The sequence below is a fragment of the Actinomycetospora termitidis genome, assembly GCF_030286555.1.
Classification (GTDB): Bacteria; Actinomycetota; Actinomycetes; order Mycobacteriales; family Pseudonocardiaceae; genus Actinomycetospora; species Actinomycetospora termitidis.
On the sequence record NZ_JASVWF010000002.1, the window covers coordinates 676874 to 693953 of the forward strand.

Annotated in this window: 23 protein-coding genes; 7 read left to right on the top strand and 16 right to left on the bottom strand. The window is 74.7% G+C overall.

The window, feature by feature from the left end; genetic code table 11:
* The first annotated feature begins 10 nt into the window (after positions 1-10).
* Positions 11-493 (top strand): HAD family hydrolase, encoded by a 483-nt coding sequence (locus QRT03_RS11115; protein ID WP_286052808.1) that lies wholly within the window; start codon positions 11-13, stop codon positions 491-493.
* Here QRT03_RS11115 and QRT03_RS11120 read toward each other — a convergent pair.
* The 10 genes from QRT03_RS11120 to ppgK form a co-directional block, all read right to left on the bottom strand.
* Complete coding sequence (locus QRT03_RS11120; RefSeq protein WP_286052810.1) at positions 477-1256, bottom strand: 3'(2'),5'-bisphosphate nucleotidase CysQ; 780 nt, start codon at positions 1254-1256, stop codon at positions 477-479. The two genes, QRT03_RS11115 and QRT03_RS11120, sit on opposite strands and share 17 nt — an antisense overlap.
* Positions 1257-1426: 170 nt before the next feature.
* A complete protein-coding gene (locus QRT03_RS11125) occupies positions 1427-1714 on the bottom strand; it encodes a hypothetical protein (RefSeq protein WP_286052811.1) in 288 nt (95 codons plus the stop codon).
* A gap of 106 nt (positions 1715-1820) precedes the next feature.
* On the bottom strand, positions 1821-2273 hold the full coding sequence (locus tag QRT03_RS11130; RefSeq protein WP_286052813.1) for a PaaI family thioesterase: 453 nt from the start codon (positions 2271-2273) through the stop codon (positions 1821-1823).
* A 16-nt stretch (positions 2274-2289) separates the two neighbouring features.
* Positions 2290-2496 carry a hypothetical protein gene (locus tag QRT03_RS11135; protein ID WP_286052814.1) on the bottom strand — a complete coding sequence of 69 codons (207 nt, stop codon included), beginning with the start codon at positions 2494-2496 and terminating at the stop codon, positions 2290-2292.
* A 127-nt stretch (positions 2497-2623) separates the two neighbouring features.
* Entirely contained in the window at positions 2624-3565 is a 942-nt protein-coding gene (locus QRT03_RS11140) for a DMT family transporter (RefSeq protein WP_286052815.1), read from the bottom strand.
* A gap of 45 nt (positions 3566-3610) precedes the next feature.
* A complete protein-coding gene (locus QRT03_RS11145) occupies positions 3611-4015 on the bottom strand; it encodes a TA system VapC family ribonuclease toxin (RefSeq protein ID WP_286052817.1) in 405 nt (134 codons plus the stop codon).
* Complete coding sequence (locus QRT03_RS11150) at positions 4012-4239, bottom strand: antitoxin (RefSeq protein WP_286052818.1); 228 nt, start codon at positions 4237-4239, stop codon at positions 4012-4014. The genes QRT03_RS11145 and QRT03_RS11150 overlap by 4 nt, the downstream gene beginning before the upstream one ends.
* 16 nt (positions 4240-4255) lie before the next feature.
* On the bottom strand, positions 4256-4390 hold the full coding sequence (locus tag QRT03_RS11155; RefSeq protein ID WP_286052820.1) for a hypothetical protein: 135 nt from the start codon (positions 4388-4390) through the stop codon (positions 4256-4258).
* Between the two features lie 372 nt (positions 4391-4762).
* Positions 4763-6136, bottom strand: coding sequence for an RNA polymerase sigma factor (locus QRT03_RS11160; protein WP_286052821.1), 1374 nt, complete (start codon positions 6134-6136; stop codon positions 4763-4765).
* A 227-nt stretch (positions 6137-6363) separates the two neighbouring features.
* Positions 6364-7110 (bottom strand): polyphosphate--glucose phosphotransferase, encoded by a 747-nt coding sequence (gene ppgK / locus QRT03_RS11165; RefSeq protein WP_286052822.1) that lies wholly within the window; start codon positions 7108-7110, stop codon positions 6364-6366.
* Between the two features lie 58 nt (positions 7111-7168).
* Between ppgK and QRT03_RS11170 the strand changes: the two genes are divergently transcribed.
* Positions 7169-8026 carry an inositol monophosphatase family protein gene (locus tag QRT03_RS11170; protein ID WP_286052823.1) on the top strand — a complete coding sequence of 286 codons (858 nt, stop codon included), beginning with the start codon at positions 7169-7171 and terminating at the stop codon, positions 8024-8026.
* Positions 8027-8029: 3 nt separating this feature from the next.
* Here QRT03_RS11170 and cei read toward each other — a convergent pair whose 3' ends face one another.
* Entirely contained in the window at positions 8030-8668 is a 639-nt protein-coding gene (cei, locus tag QRT03_RS11175) for an envelope integrity protein Cei (protein WP_286052824.1), read from the bottom strand.
* A gap of 276 nt (positions 8669-8944) precedes the next feature.
* Between cei and QRT03_RS11180 the strand changes: the two genes are divergently transcribed.
* Positions 8945-9247, top strand: a complete 303-nt coding sequence (locus QRT03_RS11180) for a DUF4193 domain-containing protein (RefSeq protein WP_018334507.1) — start codon at positions 8945-8947, stop codon at positions 9245-9247.
* A 52-nt stretch (positions 9248-9299) separates the two neighbouring features.
* Here the strand turns inward: QRT03_RS11180 and QRT03_RS11185 are convergent, their stop codons facing one another.
* Entirely contained in the window at positions 9300-9782 is a 483-nt protein-coding gene (locus tag QRT03_RS11185) for a DUF3093 domain-containing protein (RefSeq protein ID WP_286052825.1), read from the bottom strand.
* Positions 9783-9841: 59 nt separating this feature from the next.
* On the opposite strand from QRT03_RS11185, the gene dut reads away from it, so the two are divergent.
* From dut to QRT03_RS11205, 4 genes are all read left to right on the top strand, one after another.
* Positions 9842-10396: a dUTP diphosphatase gene (gene dut / locus QRT03_RS11190; RefSeq protein WP_425604816.1), complete on the top strand. Its 555-nt coding sequence runs from the start codon at positions 9842-9844 to the stop codon at positions 10394-10396.
* 22 nt (positions 10397-10418) lie between these two features.
* Positions 10419-11144 (top strand): DUF3710 domain-containing protein, encoded by a 726-nt coding sequence (locus tag QRT03_RS11195; protein WP_286052826.1) that lies wholly within the window; start codon positions 10419-10421, stop codon positions 11142-11144.
* 109 nt (positions 11145-11253) lie between these two features.
* On the top strand, positions 11254-11631 hold the full coding sequence (locus QRT03_RS11200) for an OB-fold nucleic acid binding domain-containing protein (RefSeq protein ID WP_286052827.1): 378 nt from the start codon (positions 11254-11256) through the stop codon (positions 11629-11631).
* Positions 11632-11837: 206 nt separating this feature from the next.
* On the top strand, positions 11838-12461 hold the full coding sequence (locus QRT03_RS11205; protein ID WP_286052828.1) for a DUF3159 domain-containing protein: 624 nt from the start codon (positions 11838-11840) through the stop codon (positions 12459-12461).
* 24 nt (positions 12462-12485) lie between these two features.
* Here QRT03_RS11205 and QRT03_RS32070 read toward each other — a convergent pair whose 3' ends face one another.
* Genes QRT03_RS32070 through QRT03_RS11230 form a run of 4 tightly spaced genes read right to left on the bottom strand, consistent with a single transcriptional unit; the run spans position 12486 to position 16979 of the window.
* Positions 12486-13889, bottom strand: coding sequence for an ATP-binding cassette domain-containing protein (locus tag QRT03_RS32070; protein WP_345783243.1), 1404 nt, complete (start codon positions 13887-13889; stop codon positions 12486-12488).
* On the bottom strand, positions 13886-14938 hold the full coding sequence (locus QRT03_RS11220; RefSeq protein WP_286052829.1) for a FecCD family ABC transporter permease: 1053 nt from the start codon (positions 14936-14938) through the stop codon (positions 13886-13888). The genes QRT03_RS32070 and QRT03_RS11220 overlap by 4 nt, the downstream gene beginning before the upstream one ends.
* Positions 14935-15990: a FecCD family ABC transporter permease gene (locus QRT03_RS11225; RefSeq protein ID WP_286052831.1), complete on the bottom strand. Its 1056-nt coding sequence runs from the start codon at positions 15988-15990 to the stop codon at positions 14935-14937. The genes QRT03_RS11220 and QRT03_RS11225 overlap by 4 nt, the downstream gene beginning before the upstream one ends.
* Positions 15987-16979, bottom strand: coding sequence for an ABC transporter substrate-binding protein (locus QRT03_RS11230; protein ID WP_286052832.1), 993 nt, complete (start codon positions 16977-16979; stop codon positions 15987-15989). The genes QRT03_RS11225 and QRT03_RS11230 overlap by 4 nt, the downstream gene beginning before the upstream one ends.
* Positions 16980-17080 lie beyond the last annotated feature (101 nt).

Sequence of the window (17080 nt, forward strand, 5' to 3'; positions counted from 1 at the left end):
TGATCGCGCGGTGGCAGTGTCCCCGGGCGTGGAGGAACTCCTCGGCGAGGTCGCCGTGCTCGGCGAGACCCCGACCCTGCTCGTGGCCTGCGGGTTCGACGGCGCGCTCGCCCCGCTCGGCGACGACCGGGCGCTGCAGCAGTCCTCCGAGGCGCTCAACGTCCTGCTCGCCCTGCCCGGGACCACCGTGGCCGTCATCTCACGACGACCCGCCGACGAGGTCGCCGAGCTGATGTTCCTGTCGGGCGCCAAGGGCGGGCTGCGGATGGTCGCGCCGGACGACGTCGGGGCCCTCCGGCGGGAGCTCGGCGGCGTGGCCCTCGTCGTCGACGCAGACCCGGACTCGCTCACCGGCCTCGCCGACACCGACCTGGGCGTCCTCGTCGACGAGGAGTCCGATCCCGACGCCGATCCCGAGCAGCGGGTCTACCGCGTCACGGAGGCCGAGGACGTCGTCGAGGTCCTCGAGGAGCTGGTCAGCGCACGCCGGTGAGCGCCGAGAGCACCGCCGCGTGCACACTCGGGCGGGCGATGAGCAGGTCGGGGGAGTAGGGGTCGTCCTGCCCGTAGGGCACGGGGGAGCCGTCGATGCGGGTCGCGAGCAGGCCCGCCGCCATCGCCACCGCCATCGGCGCGGCGTTGTCCCACTCGTACTGCCCGCCGGAGTGCAGGTACACGTCGGCCTCGCCGCGCAGCACTGCGAGCATCTTGACCCCGGCCGCGGACCGGCGCACCAGCCGCACCCGGAACGCCCGCTCCACCGCGCGCAGCTCGTGCGGGGGCCGTGAGCGGCTGACGGTGACCGCCAGCTCATCGCCCAGGGGCGTGTCGGGGACCGCCTCGACCGTGCCCGAGTCGACCAGCGCGTCCGCGCCCGGGATCGCCACCGCCCCCGCAGCGAGCCGGCCGTCGACGACGAGGGCCACGTGTACCCCCCACTCGTCGGTGCCGCGGCCGAACCCGGAGGACCCGTCGAGCGGGTCGACGATCCAGAGCCGGTGGGCGCCCTGCCGGTCGTGCGGGTCGAGCGAGCCCTCCTCGGAGAGCACCGCGTCGTCGGGACGGAGCCGCGCGAGCTCGCGGGTGAGGAACTGGTGCGCCTGCTCGTCGCCCGCGTACTCCCGGTCCCGGCCCGGCGGCGTCGACGCCCGGAGGTCCAGCAGCAGCCGTCCGGTCGCGTCGGCCAGCTCCCGCGCGAGCGCGGCGTCGTCGGCGTAGGCGGGGCTCCCCGGGATCACGGTGTCTGCGGCGCTCACCCCCCGATCTTCGCCCACGACGGCGGGTCGGTGCGCACCGGCAGGGTGTCGTCCGTGATCGCGGCGGTGGCGTGGGTGTGGCGGCGAGTCGATCTGCACGATCTCGTCGGAACGCGCGGACCGATCGGTCCCCGCCCCTGTCCGCGCGGCGGAACGAGATCTTGCCGTCTCTAGGGCGTCTCCGCCGCGACGAGGACCCGGGCGAGTTCGTCGAGGACGGCCAGACGGGCCGCGTCGTCGTCCAGGGTGCGAGGCACCTGGTCGAGCAGCAGCCGCGCCAGGCTCGCCAGGCTCACGACCTGCGCCGCGAACTCCTCCGGCCCGCCCAGCTCGCCGAGCAGACCCCCGACGGCCTGGAGGTCCCCGTCGTCCATCGCGCGGATGACGGCCACGGAGCGCTCGTGGACGGTCGCCGGGTCGGGGCCGGGGATGTCGTCGGCGTCGGGGTGCTGGGTCATGCGGTCGAGCATTCCAGGAGCCGGGGTACGACGCCGTGCAGCTCGCCTCGGCCCGCGCGGCCGCCGGGGCCGACGACCGCATCCGCACGTTCGCCGCCTTCGACCGTCAGCTGTGCGACGCCGCCGCGGAGGAGGGGTTCGTCGTCGTGCCCTGACGCAGCGCGATGACGGACTTCGTGATCTGGCTGCGCGCGACGAGGCGGTCGCCCACCATCGCCGTCGCGCTCAGGAACCCGAGCCGCCGGGTGCGGCGCTCCAGCACCGCGGTCACCAGGACCTCCTCGCCCCGCTGTCCGGGGCTGAGCAGCTGCGTCGAGATGTGGTGGGTGACGGCGTGCTCGTCGTCGGTCAGCTCCGGCAGCAGCGTCAGGAAGCCCTGCAGCTCGAGGATCGCGCCGAGCGCGCCCGCGTGCAGCGTCCCACCGGGGTTGATCGCGAGCCCCTCGACCGGGAACACGAGTCCGGCCGTGGGCGCGGCGGGGTCGGCCGGGCGGGCCCCGAGCGCGTCCTGCAGCGGGATGGCCAGGGCGGCGGCGGCACGGTCGGCGATCGAGGTCACGCGATCATCCTCCCGCTCAGCGCAGGCCCTCCCGGTTCAGCACCGACAACGCCCAGGCGGACAGCCCCCCGAGCACGAGGCAGACCGCGAGCAGCGCCGCGAACCACCACACGCCGGTCACCACGAGCAGGACCGCCCACAGCACGCCCAGCGTCGCGTTGAACCACAGCAGGAACACGTAGCGGCGGCGCTCGTCGGGGCGGACCCGCTCCTCCATCGGCACGTCCGCCACGGTAGCCGGTGGTGTCGTCGCGCCGGTCGAGCGAAGGGCCCGTTCGGTCGGATAGGCGGGCCCTGGGCGCCCCTGGCCAGTGGCACGGTCTCCTGGCCGTGGGCGCCCTTCGGCGGCTCTATCGACCGGAGGTGCCCTTCGCTCGGACCGGATGGCCGCTGCTGCCGGGCACGGGTTCCCGACGACGGCGGGGCCACGTCCCGAGCCCGACGAACATGCCGACGAGGGCGATCGCCAGCCCGAGCACCGCCCGGCCCGTCAGCGCCTCGGAGAGGAACGGGACCGCCAGCAGCGCGGTCGTCGCGGGGGAGAGGTTCAGCAGCGCGGACACGTGCACCGTGGAGCGCCGGCGCAGCAGCACGAACATCACCGCGAAGGTGCCGGCGGAGTTGACCACGCCGAGCCACACCACCGAGAGCCAGCCACCGGTCCCCGTCGGGAGCCACTGCGGCGAGAGGAACGGCATCGCCACGGCCAGGACGACCATCGACGTGACCATCTGGACGGTCACGCTCGCGGCGACGGGCGTGTCGTCGTTGAACCGCTTCTGGTAGAGCGTGCCCGCCGTCAGGAACGCCATGCCCAGCACGGGCAGCAGTACCGGGCCGCCGCCGGTCAGGTTGCCGGACACCACGACGTAGACCCCGACCGCACCGATCAGCAGCCCGATCACCGGGCCGGCGCCGAGCCGGGTCCGGAGCACCAGCGGCGTGAGCAGCCCGACGAGCAGCGGCGCGAGGCCGACGATCAGGCTCGTCAGCCCGGCCGGGACGCCGCGCGAGAGCCCGGTGAACACCGCCGAGAACACCCCGACCTGCAGCAGCAGTGCGGTCACCACGAGGTGCACCAGGGCCCGGCCCCGCGGCGTCGCCGGCCGCAGCCAGGCCGCTGCGGCCCCGGTGACGGCGGCCGCGATGACGAACCGCCAGAACAGCACCGTCGGGACGTCCGTGGTGCGGGTGGCCAGCTTCGCGGCGATGAACCCGGAGGCCCACAGCAGCACGAACAGCACGCTGAGCACGACGATGAGGCCGCGGTCGGTCGACCGGGTGGGCGTCACGCCATCACCCAACGGACCGTCGTGTCGATCCGCAAGCGGAGCCGGTCAGTCGGCGTCGATGGCTCGGGCGACGTCGGGATGCACCGTTCGGAGCCCCGCGTCGAACGTGATGACGGTGCTCCCCCGGGCGCGGGCCAGCGCCGCGAGGTAGGCGTCCGTGACCTGACGGTGTCCGATCACCCCGTCGAGGCGGACGTCGAGGAAGCTGAGGTCGTCGCCCCAGAACTCGTGTCGAGGGTCCTGGTGAACGGCGCGGAGGACCGATCGGGCAGTAGCGGCGTCGAGACGGCCACGCAGCAACTGCCGGACGAGACTGCCCTCGGTGATCGGGCAGGTCGCGAAGCCCGCGTCGGACTGCTGCAGCCAACGCTCCGCGGCGTCGTGGTGGACGTGGTCGGCGACGACGAGTGCGATGAGCACGTTCGCGTCGAGGAGTGGCGCCGTGGTCACTCCTCGTCCTCGAGGGAACGCACGTCCTCGACGGTCACGACGCCACCGAGCCTGACCAGGGGGAGCCCTGTCCGCTCGCTGCGCGACACCCCGTGTGACTCCGGGGGCGCCATCCCGCGCCGCATGAGCTCCGCGACGACGTCGCTCAGGGTGCGTGCGGTGTCGCGGGCGATCGACATCGCGAACCGGTGCAGGTCCTCGGGAAGGTCGATCGTCGTCCGCATCAGCTCATCGTACGCATCATGATGCCGCTCCAGGGCAGGCGCGACCGCTGATCTCAGTGGGTGCGTCGTCGGCCCAGTGGAGGTCCTCGAGCACGAGGATCGTGCCGGCCGGGTCCGCGAGACGGTCGAGCACCGCCCGGTACAGCGTCACGGGTCGTTCGTCGGAGGCGATCAGATCGGCCGGGCGACTGCCCGGCTCGGCCGGCCGGCCGGCCGGCAAGGCGTCGACGAGGCTGGTCTTGCCGATCCCCGCAGCCCCCGCTGACGAGGGCGAGCAGGCCGCTGTGACGAGCCGACTGTGCCCACGGATCGAGGCGGGTCAGCTCCCGCTGCCGTTCGAGCAGACGGGGGCGCCGACCGGAGCTCGGGACCGACGCCCGTGACAGCCCCATGGCGGCACCCGTACTCCCAGGAGTTCGCCATGGTGGGGCACCCCGGCATCCGGGAGCAACGGCACGGCCGACCGAAGGACGACGACGGGCCCGACCACCGTGAGGTGACCGGGCCCGTCGTCGGGAAGGAGCTAGTCCAGGTAGTCGCGCAGCACCTGCGAGCGCGACGGGTGGCGCAGCTTCGACATCGTCTTCGACTCGATCTGGCGAATGCGCTCGCGCGTCACGCCGTAGACCTGGCCGATCTCGTCGAGGGTGCGCGGCTGGCCGTCGGTGAGGCCGAAGCGCAGCCGCACGACGCCCGCCTCGCGCTCGGAGAGCGTCGCGAGGACCGACTGCAGCTGGTCCTGCAGCAGCGTGAAGGACACCGCGTCGACGGCCACGACGGCCTCGGAGTCCTCGATGAAGTCACCGAGCTGCGAGTCGCCCTCGTCGCCGATCGTCTGGTCCAGCGAGATGGGCTCCCGGGCGTACTGCTGGATCTCCAGCACCTTGTCCGGGGTGATGTCCATTTCCTTGGCCAGCTCTTCAGGAGTGGGCTCGCGCCCGAGGTCCTGGAGCAGCTCACGCTGTATGCGGCCGAGCTTGTTGATGACCTCCACCATGTGCACCGGGATGCGGATGGTGCGCGCCTGGTCGGCCATCGCGCGGGTGATGGCCTGGCGGATCCACCACGTCGCGTACGTCGAGAACTTGTAGCCCTTGGTGTAGTCGAACTTCTCGACCGCACGGATCAGACCGAGATTGCCCTCCTGGATCAGGTCCAGGAACGCCATGCCCCGGCCGGTGTAGCGCTTGGCCAGCGAGACGACGAGGCGGAGGTTCGCCTCGAGCAGGTGGGACTTGGCGCGCTCGCCGTCCCGGACGATCCACCGCAGGTCGCGCCGCATCTGCGTCGCGAGCTCCTGCTGGGCCTCGGCGACCTTGCGCAGCCGCTCCGCCGCGTAGAGGCCGGCCTCGATCCGCTTGGCGAGCTCGACCTCCTCCTCGGCGTTGAGCAGCGCCACCTTGCCGATCTGCTTGAGGTAGGCGCGGACCGAGTCGGCCGAGGCGGTGAGCTCGGCGTCCTTGCGCGCCTGGCGCAGCGCCTCGGACTCCTCCTCGTCCCAGACGAAGTCGCCGGACTTCTTGTCCTCCTCGGTGGGCTCCTCGGTCTCGACCTCCTCGACGACGACCTCGGCGCCCAGCGCCTCGACCTCCTCGGTCAGGTCGGCGTCGCCGGGGGCGGCGTCCTCGAGCTCGCCCTCGGGGGTCTCGGCCTCGGTGCCCTCGGCCCCCTCGGTCTTGGCGCCCTTCTTGGCCGGGGCGGCCTTCTTCGCGGGGGCCTTCTTGGCCGGCGCCTTGGCGGCCGTGCCCGCGGCCGCCTTCGTCGCGGTCTTCGCACGGGTGGTCTTCGGACGCGCCGGGGCGTCGGCGGCGTCCTCGGTGACCACGCCCAGCGGGCCGGAGGGCTGCTCCGCCGTGGCGGTGGCGCGACGGCGGGAAGCGGAATCTGCGGCTGCCACGTACGACCTTTCGCGACGAACGACTGCTGGGGCGTCGGGCGGTACCGGATCGACGGACCCCGGACGCGGGCGATCACGACACGGAGTGGTCGGGAGTGGCCTCGGGCCCCGGTTCCGGCGGGGGACCGCCGCGGGCTGCACACCATTGTAACGACGTCGGGTGACGACCGCCCGAACCTCACAGCCCGGACCGGCGTGCCGCCCCGTCGTCGGGAAGGATCTGCAGGTCAGGGGCTCGTGTCCTCCGCGGCGGCCATCGCCGCGCCGACGATCCCGGCCTGGTTCTGCAGCTGGGCGACCGCGATCTCGGTGCGCGCGTAGAGCAGCGGGACCCACTTGTGCGCCCGCTTGCTCACGCCCCCGCCCAGGATGAACAGGTCCGGCCAGATCAGGTTCTCGACGACCTGCAGGTAGCGGGACACGCGCTTGGTCCACTTCTCCCAGCTGAGGTCGCCGCGCTCCTTCGCGGAGAACGAGGCGCGGCTCTCGGCGTCGTGCCCGTCGATCTCCAGATGCCCGAGCTCGGTCGAGGGCAGCAGGACGCCGTCGTGGAAGACCGCGGAACCGATCCCGGTGCCGAAGGTCAGGACGCACACCACGCCCCGGCGCCCGGCGCCCGCCCCGAAGCGCACCTCCGCGAGCCCGGCGGCGTCCGCGTCGTTCAGCACGAACACCGGCTGGCGCCCCAGGCGTTCGGAGAACAGCCGGACCGCGTCCGTCCCCGGCCACGTCGTGTCGATGTTCGCGGCGGTGTGGGCGATCCCGTCCTTGACCACCGACGGCAGCGTGATACCGATCGGCCCCTGGTAGGAGTGCGCCTCGACGACCGCGGCGACGGTGTCCGCGACCGCCTCCGGGGTGGCGGGGTGCGGGGTCTCGATCCGCACCCGGTCGGCGACCGTCTCCCCGGTCTCGGTCTCGACCACGTTGCCCTTCACGCCGGTCCCGCCGACGTCGATGCCCAGTCGTCGCATGCCGTTCACACCCCGTCCCCTCGCGCCGTGGGACGAGAGCCTAGTCACGTGTGGTCGGATGGACGACGTGCTCGATTCCGTCCCCGGGAGCGAACCGCCCGCGCTGGAGAAGATCGCCGTCGAGATCGCCCGGGAGACCGCGGCGCTCGCCCTGGCCGTGCGGGACCGGGTCGTCGGCGACCTCTCGGTCGCGGATCTGGCCACCAAGAGCTCGGCCACCGACGTCGTCACCGCGGGCGACCGGGAGTGCGAGGCGCTCGTCCGGGAACGGCTCGCCGAACTCCGTCCGCAGGACGCGGTCCTGGGGGAGGAGGAGGGCGGCGACGACGAGCCGGAGCCGGGGCGGCTGCGCTGGGTGGTCGACCCGATCGACGGCACCGTCAACTACACGCACGGCCTGCCCTGGTTCTCGGTCTCGCTCGGCGTCGAGGTCGACGGACGCGCGCTCGCGGGCGCCGTCGTCGAGCCGGTGTCGGGCCGGGTGTGGAGCGCGGCCGCCGGGCACGGCGCGCGGCTGGACGCCCGCCCGCTGCGCGCCTCCGCGCTGGACCGGCCCGGGATCGCGGTCGTGGGGACCGGCCTGGCCTACGACCCCGCCCGCCGGGAGCGCCAGGCCGCCCTGATCGCCCGCGTCGCGTCCTCGATCGGCGACATCCGCCGGCAGGGCTGCGCCTCGCTGGACCTGTGCTCGGTGGCCGCGGGGTGGATCGACGGCTTCTTCGAGCACGGACTGAAGCCCTGGGACTGGTGCGCGGGCGCGCTGATCGCCGAGGAGGCCGGTGCGGTGGTGCGCCGACCGACGGGTCCCGGTGTTCCCGACGACGGGTGGGGCGCGGAGGCGACGTTCGCGGCGGGCCCGGCGCTCGCCGGCCCGCTGGCCGAACTGCTGCGGGGGGCCGGGGCCGCCGGACTGTAGGACCTACTGCGAGCAGTCCACGTCGCGCAGCGTGGACAGCGCCGCCGGGTCGGTGCCCGGGACGGTGGTCCCGGACTCGGCGCTGCGCGCGAGGGCCTTCAGCGCGTCGTTCACGCCCTGGCCCGGTGTCACGTCGCGGTAGTCGCTGCCCAGGGCGAGGTCGACGGCCGCGCCCTGGCGGCCGTCGTCGACGAGCTCCGCGCAGGGCAGCACGAGCGAGAGCGTCCGCGCGGCCGACGCCCCGTCCGGCCCGTAGCGGATCTGGCCGACGCAGTCGAGGTCCTGACCCGGGTAGAGCGGGTCGTTGTCGGCGGGCGCGGCCTCCGGCATGCCCAGCTCGCCGAGCTCGACGGCCGCCAGCTGGGCCTGCCCGCGCTGGCCGGCGCCGTTGAGCACCCGCACCGCGGTGGCCGACGGCGCGGCCGCCGGCGTCTGGTCGAGGGCCGACCGGGCCTGCACCGTGCCCCCGCCCGACACGGGCGCGGTGCACGAGGTGACCGACTCCGACGTCGAGTTCACGAACACGACGATCCAGGTCAGCAGGCTCGCGACGGCGAGCACGATCACCAGCAGCGCCATCGGGAGCAGGTGCCGACGTCGGTACCCGCCGGCGCGCGGGAGAGGGGACGACGCAGCGGGCACGGCGCGAGCCTAGACGCCGCCGTGTCGGGGCCGCGCGAACGCCGCACCTGACCGGTCGGAGGGGGCTGTCGGCGGGAACACACGGACGGACGAGAGAACCCGTGGGCATCCCGCGGTGCGGTCGGCTACCCTTCCGCCGCCCGCGGTACGGAGAGACTCCCGAGAGCCCTGTCGGTGAGACCCGGGTCACTCAACGGACCGGCACAAACGGTGCTCGTCCCGCGTTGTGCGGGCGCACGACACGGAACACGGCACGACGAGGGTGGGACACACCAAATGGCGACCGATTACGACGCCCCGCGCCGCAACGAGTCCGACGAGCTCGGTGAGGACTCGCTCGAGGAGCTCAAGGCCCGGCGGAACGAGGCGCAGTCCGCGGCCGTCGACGTCGACGAGACGGACACGGCCGAGAGCTTCGAGCTCCCCGGGGCCGACCTCTCCGGTGAGGAACTGACGGTGCGGGTGCTGCCCAAGCAGGCGGACGAGTTCACCTGTGGCAGCTGCTTCCTGGTCCATCACCGCAGTCGCCTCGCCGAGACGCGCGGCAACGCGTTCATCTGCCGCGACTGCGCGGCCTGACTCCACCGACCACACGCCCGGTCCGGGACTCCCGGGCCGGGCCTTCGTCTGTCTACCCGCCCCGGATCCGGGCGAGGAGCTGTTCCGGACGACGGGTCGAGACGACCCAGTAGGGCGTCGGGTCGTCCGGGTCGGTGACCTCGAGCCGGACCGCCGCCGGGACCCAGGGCCGGTGCAGCACGAACGCGGCCGGGTCGAGCTGGGGCCCCAGGGCCCGCTGCTTGCTCTCCCCGCGGACGACGTCGGCGCGCCCGATGAGGCGCACCGGCAGGTGCGCCGCCCCGGCCCACACCTCGGGCTCGCCGTCCCCGCGGGCCGCCACCCCGACCCGGACGTGGCCGATCCGCCAGAGCACCACCACCGCGAGCGGCAGCAGCACCACGTAGGGCAGCCACGACCGGACGCCGGGGAAGCCCATGTGGACCTCCGCGGCGAGCAGCCCGGCGAGCAGCAGCCCCGGGGGCCAGGCCCACCAGGGCAGGCCGAGTCGTTCGAGGCCGGGCGGGGGTGCGCTCGGGGCGGGGGCGCGGGTCACGGGGTCCAGGGTAGGAGGGCCGCGAGGGCGGCGCCCGGCCCGGACTACGCTCGACGGCCGTGCCCGACCTCCCGCTCGTCCGCCTCGACCCGGGGCTGCCGGTCCCGGACCGTGCGCACCCGGACGACGCGGGGCTCGATCTGCGGACCACCACCGACATCGACCTCGCTCCCGGCGAGCGGGTCCTGGTCGGGACCGGGGTGGCCGTCGCGCTCCCCCCGGGGCACGTGGGGTACGTCTGCCCCCGGTCCGGTCTCGCGGCGCGGGCCGGCCTCGGGCTGGTCAACGCCCCCGGGGTGGTCGACGCCGGGTACCGCGGGGAGATCCGCGTCTGCCTGGTCAACCACGATCCCCGCGAGCCGGTGGCGCTGCGCCGCGGCGACCGGGTGGCCCAGCTCGTCGTCCAGCGCGTCGAGCTGCCGACGGTGCGGGTGGTGGACGCCCTGCCGGAGACGGTGCGGGGCGGCGGCGGGTTCGGGTCGACCGGGCTAACGGGTGACATCGGGCGCGGTGTCGGCCCGGCCACATCACGAGAAGGTCACGGACAGGGTATTGAGTACGTGACCGATGTGGCCGATGCAGGACGGGACGGCCTTCCGCTGGCCGGTGACTGAGGAGCTCTGAGGTGACGTGGTCGTGACCGAGCCGGCGCGCGGGCGGCACCGCAAGGGCCGCATCGCGCAGGTGCCCGGGCCGAACGAGCCCGCGGGCCGTGGCCACCACCAGCACCACGGACCCTGGGACGGGGAGAACGCCCCGCGGGACGGGCGGCTGCGCCTGGACCTCGGGTCGGTGCAGCTGCCGGTGCCCCCCGGGGCGAAGCTGGTCTGCGAGCCGGACCCGTCCGGGCCGCTGCGCGCGGTCCACGTCATGGTCCCGGAGGGCCGGCTGACGGTGAGCGCGTTCGCCGCGCCCCGCACCGGCGGCCTGTGGGGCGAGCTGGTCGAGGAGCTCGCGACCCAGCTGCACAACGAGGGCGCCACGATCCGCCGCGACCGCGGCGAGTGGGGCCGCGAGCTCGTCGCGCGCAACGGCGACGTGGTGGCCCGCGTCGTCGCGGTCGAGGGGCCGCGCTGGTTGCTGCGCGGGGTCGGCACCGGCCCCGCCCAGCACGCCCTGGCACTGCACGGGCTGCTGCGGGACATGGTCCGCGGGACGGTGATCGTGCGCTCGCCCGACCCGCTGCCGGTGCGCTCGCTGCTGCCGCTCGAGGTGCCCGACGACGTGCCCGAGCCGTTCCGCGACACGCTGTACCAGACGCTGCCCACCCGGCCGCGCCAGACGAACTCGCCGGACGGCCCCGTCATCCCGATGATGCTGCCGCAGAAGGCCGACTCCGGGACCTCGCCCGGCCGGGCATGAGGTGTCCGGCGGGACACCCGATCGGACGCCGCGGAGAGCTACCCTGACGACGGGTCCGACGAGGGACCCGCGCGGCACCCGTGGGGTGCCATCGACGAGGAGCAGCCAGATGGGCAAGAGCCCTGGGTTCATGTCGCGGATGGTCCGCAAGCTCACCTCCGACGTGTCCGACCTGGACGCCGACGATCTGTCCGCCGAGGCCGAGCGGTCGGGGTGCGACCGCGCCAGCGACTGTGCGGGCACCGGCGAGGCGATCACCGTCAAGGGTCGGCTGCGGTCCGTGGAGATCTGCCCGCGGGACTCCGTCGCCACCCTGGAGGCGGAGCTGTTCGACGGGACCGACGGTGTCACCCTGGTGTGGATGGGCCGTCGGCGCATCCCCGGCATCGAGCCGGGCCGCACCCTGCGCGCCAGCGGCCGGGTGGCCGTCCGGGACGGCCGCAAGGTGATCTACAACCCGTACTACGAGCTGCAGCGAGCCCCCTGACCGGCTGACAGGAGCGCGTCATCCCCTCCGAGCACCCCGCGGGTCGACCTGCCGGTCGCCCCGGCCCCGCCGAGCCCCCCACGGTCGCGTTCGCCCCGGTCGCTCCGGACGCCCCGACCGCCCCCGTCCCCGGGGCCGGCGGGCCCCCGCCGGCCGGGGAGGAGCCCGCGGCCCCGGAGGAACGCGCCCCGACGCTGCTCGAGCAGATGGGCGGGGTCGCCGGGGTGGTCACCTCGGCGGTCCCGGTCGTCGTGTTCGTCGTGGTCCAGGCGCTGTTCAAGAACCTGGTCGCCTCGATCGTGGCCGCGGTGGTCTCGGCCGTCGCGGTCGCGGTCTGGCGGCTGGTGCGCGGGGAGAAGGTGCAGCCCGCCCTCTCCGGGCTGTTCGGCGTCGCGGTGTGCGCGCTCATCGCGTGGCGCACCGGGGAGGCCAAGGGCTTCTTCCTGCTGGGGATCTGGACGAGCCTGGTCTACGGCGGGGTCTTCCTGGTCTCGGTGCTCGTGCGGCGGCCCCTGGTCGGCCTGCTCTGGCACCTGGTCAACGGCGAGGGACAGGCCTGGCGCCGCTCGCCCGCGCTCGTCCGGGCCTACGACCTCGCGACGCTGGCCTGGGTCGTCGTCTTCGGCGCGCGGTTCGTGGTGCAGCGCTGGCTCTACGACTCCGCGTACGCCGACTCGTGGCTCGGGTGGGTGCGCCTCGCGATGGGGGTCCCGCTCGCCCTGCTCGCGGCGGCGGTGACCGTGTGGGCCATCCGGCGGGCCACCGAGGCGGCGAAGGAGAAGGCCGAGGCCGACCGGGAGCGGGCCGCCGAGGGCGCGGCCCCGGCCTGACCCGGCCCGGGTCCGCCCGACCCGTCAGCCCTGCTCGCGCGCCTCGCGGGCCGCGTCGGCCAGGGCCTTGATCCCGGGCACGGTGCTCTCCGGCGTGATCCCGGTCCACGTCCGGGAGTGGGTGAGGGCCCGGGAGCAGTGCACGAAGCAGTCGACCACGTCGACGACCAGGGCCAGCGGCGGCGGGTCCTCCCACAGGCCGAGGACGTCGGGGTCGTCGACCACCCGGCCCCGCCCGGCCACCCGCAGCACGTGCGTGATCCCGGGGACCAGGAACAGCAGCCCCAGACCCGGGCGGTCGACGACGTTGCGCAGGGTGTCGACCCGGCGGTTGCCCGGACGCTCGGGGAGAGCCAGCGTGGCTCCGTCGTCGAGCACGCGCACGAAGCCCGCGGGGTCGCCCCGCGGCGAGACGTCCATCCCGCCGTCCGCACGCCCGGAGGCGAGCACCACCAGCGACGCGGCGGCGACGAACTCGGCCGCGGTCGGGTCGACGCGGTCGCCGACCTTGGCGACCACCAGGGGGTGCGGCTCGCCGACGACGTCCCGCACGGCCTCGGAGGTGAGCCCGGGCGGGCAGCCCGTGTCGCCGGCGGGGAGCGCGTCGGCGACGTCGACGTCCAGGGGCTCGGGCTCCGGGGCGCTCACGCGGTGCCGGCCGATCGGCACCACCAGCGGCGTCCCGGAGACCGGGTCGGGCACCACGCGGGCCGGGATGCCGAAGACGGTCTCGACGGTCGACTCGGTGACCACCTCCGCCGGGGTCCCCTCGGCGACCACGGCGCCGGCGCGCATCGCGATCAGGTGGTCGGCGTAGCGGGCGGCGAGATCGAGGTCGTGCAGCACCACGGCCACCGTCGTGCCCTCACCGACGTTGCGGTCCACGAGCAGGTCGAGGACCTCGACGGCGTGCGCCATGTCCAGGTAGGTGGTCGGCTCGTCGAGCAGGAGGGTGGGCGTGTCCTGGGCGAGGACCATCGCGATCCACACCCGCTGGCGCTGCCCGCCGGAGAGCTCGTCGACCGACCGGTCGGCCAGCTCCAGCACGCCGGTGGCGGCCATGGCCCGGCCGACCGCGGCGTCGTCGGCGGCCGTGCGGCCGCCGAACCAGCTCTGGTGCGGCGACCGGCCGCGCTCGACGAGGTCGGCGACGGTGATGCCCTCCGGGGCGACCGGCGACTGCGGCAGCATCCCGAGCCGGCGCGCGAGTTCCCGGGCCGGGAGCTCGCGGACGTCGGTCTCGTCGAGCAGCACCCGGCCGGCGGCGGGGGCGACGATCCGGCCCAGCCCGCGCAGCAGGGTCGACTTGCCGCAGGCGTTGGGCCCGACGATCGCGGTGATCCGGCCGGTCGGGATCCGGACCGACAGACCGTCGACGACCACGCGGTCGTCGTAGCGCAGGGTCAGGTTGTCGGCGCTCAGGCTCATGATGTTCCTCCGGCGCGGGCGCGGGCGAGCAGCCACAGAAGATACGGGGCGCCGATCACGCCGGTGACGACGCCGACGGGCAGCGGGACGTCGCCGAGCAGGTGCCGGGCGACGAGGTCGGAGACCAGGACGAGGAGGGCCCCGACGAGGGCCGCGTGCGGCAGCGAGGCCCGTCCCGGACCGGCCAGGCGGGACGCGACGGGACCCGACACGAGCGCGACGAACGAGACCGGCCCGGCCACCGCCACCGGCGCGGCGACCAGCAGGACCGCGATCGCGAGCAGGACCAGGCGCGACCGCTCCACCGCGAGGCCGAGCGCGGCGGCGGCCTCGTCGCCGAGCTCGAGCCGGGGCAGGGCGCCCGCCGCGACCAGCCCGAGGGGGACGAGGACCGCGACCGAGATCAGCAACGGGGTGACCGACGCCCACGAGACCGAGTTCAGGCTGCCGGTGAGCCAGAGCAGGGTCTGCTGGGCGGTGGTGAGCGAGGCCGTCGTCATCAGCCACGACACGACCGCGAGCAGGGCCGAACCGACGCCGACCCCGATCAGCACGAACCGCACGCCGTGCAGGCCGGTGCTGCCGCGGCCGCGCCGGGCCAGGACGACGATCAGCGTGGCGGTCGCGGCCGCCCCGAGCACCGCCGCCCCGGACACCGCGAGCCCGGACAGGCCGAGCAGCGTCAGCGCGGTGACGGCGGCCGCGCTCGCGCCGGCCCCGACGCCGATGATGTCGGGACTGGCGAGCGGATTGCGCAGCAGGCGCTGGAAGAGGGCTCCGGCGAGCCCGAGGGAGGCGCCGACCGCCAGTCCGGCCAGCGCCCGCGGCAGCCGGAGCCGGGTCACGACGAACTCCACCCGGGCCGGCCCCGCGCCGACCAGCGACGACAGGAGGTCGCCCGGGGGGATCGGGTACTCGCCGAGCGAGACGGTCGCGAGGAAGGCCAGCAAGGTCGCGACGGCGAGGACCGCCCCGACCAGCACCACCCGCCGTCGGGAACGGGCCCGGGCCTCCCGGAGGATCGCGGGGGCGTCGAGGGTCGTGGTCATCGCACGAACCGCTTCCGCCGGACGAACCAGATGAACAGCGGGGCACCCAGGACGGCGGTGACGATGCCGACCTGCACCTCCCGCGGGGTCGCGACCACCCGGCCGAGGACGTCGGCGACCAGCAGCAGCGTCGGCGCGGCGAGGGCGGACAGGGGGAGGAGCCGGCGGTGGTCCGGGCCGGTGAGGGCCCGGACGATGTGCGGCACGGTGAGCCCGACGAAGGCGATCGGCCCGGCGACGGCGGTCGCCGACCCGGCGAGGACGACCAGCGCGATCCCGCAGACGACGCGGTCGCGCTCGACGTGGCGGCCGAAGGAGCGGGCGACGTCGTCGCCGAGGGCGAGGGCGTTCAGCGTCGGACCGCACACCAGGGCGAGGGCGAGACCCGCGAGCACGAACGGCGCGGCCTGGCCCGCGATCCCGAGATCGCGGCCGGCGAGCGAGCCGACCTGCCAGAAGCGGTAGTCCTCGAAGGCGTTCGGGTCGGTGAGCAGGATCGCGGTCGTCACCGAGCCGAGACCGGCCGTCAGGGCGGCGCCGGCCAGCGCGAGGGTGGCGGGCGAGGTGGCGCCCCGGCTGACGGTCCCCGAGCGCCCGATCCCGGCCACCCCGGCGACGATCAGGGCGGCGACCCCCGCGCCGAGGAAGCCGAACCAGACGTAGGCCGTCAGCGAGCGGATCCCCAGCAGCCCGATCGCGAGCACGACGGCGAGCGCGGCGCCCGTGTTCAGTCCGAGGATGCCGGGTTCGGCGATCGGGTTGCGGGTCAGGCCCTGGGCGAGCACCCCGGCGGGCCCGAGCGCGAGCCCCGCCAGCAGGCCGATGACGGTCCGCGGCACGCGGACCTCGGTGACGATCAGGTGGTCCGGGTTCATCGGGTCGAACGCGGTCAGCGCGTCCAGGACGACCGACGGCGGCAGGGCCCGCGGGCCGATCGCGAGGCTCGCGACGACCGCGACCAGCAGCACCGCCCCGATCCCCAGCGTCGCCGTGATCCCCGCGCCGCGCCGGGGGCGGGGCGTGGGGGTCACGGCGGTCGCGGTGGCGGTCACGGCTTCCCGACGGCCGCGGAGATCGGCCCGACCAGCCGGTCCAGCGCATAGAGCTGGCCGGGCACCGACGAGCTGGCGAAGGCCAGCGAGACGTTCTTGTCCTCCAGCACGATCCCGCGCCCGGCCGCGACGGACGGGACGGTGCCCCACAGCGGGTCGCCCGTGACGTCGGCGGGGTTGCCGCTGATCGCCTGCATGATCGTGACGCGCGCGTCGAGGAGGTTCATCTGCTCGCGCGAGATCGGCACCGAGAAGCCCTGCGTGGGGATGGCCTCGATCGCGGGCGAGTTGACCAGACCGAGCTCGCGGAGGAACTCCACCCGGCCGGTGCGCCCGACGTAGGCGGCGTACTCGCCGAGGGTGTTCTTCGCGCCCGAGACCACGGTGGCGCCGTTCAGGGCCGGGTTCTGCTGCCGGACCTGGGCGAAGCGGTTCTCCAGCTCGCCCTGCAGGCGGGCGGCCTCCTGCGGCTTGCCGACCGCCGCGCCGACCATGCGGAGCTGGTCGCGCCACGGGGTGAGGTAGTCCTCCCCGCCGGCCGGGATGCTCACCACCGGCACGCCGAGCTGGGCGAGCTGGTCGTGGCGCTCCTTCGTGCCCGACGACCGCGTGTCGAGGATCAGGTCCGGCTGCAGGGCGGCCACCTGCTCGAGGTCGACCTCGAGGGTGCCGAGGGTCCGCGGCGGGGTGGTGTAGCGCTGGGTGACCCAGGGGCCGAGGCCGTCCCCGCCGACCGCGAGCCAGTCCGACGCGCCGACCGGCTGCACGCCCAGGGCCAGGGCGGTCTCGGCGTCGCTCCAGCCCAGGGCCACAACGCGCTGGGGCGCCGCGGGGACGGTCACGTCGCCGAACGCCGTCGGGACGGTCGCCGGGAAGGCGCCGTCGGCGGACGGGGCGCCCCCGCTCGGGGCCGGCTGCTCCGAGCCGCCCGAGCACCCTGCCAGCAGGGCGACGAGCACAGCGACGACGGCCACGAGCGATCTACGCACCACGGCACCTTTCGGACGGCGGGTTTGAGGCATGCCTAACCTAAATGGTGCGCCCGAGGGTTGGGCCATCCGGGGTCGCGCCTGGCGCAGCCCCCCGGATC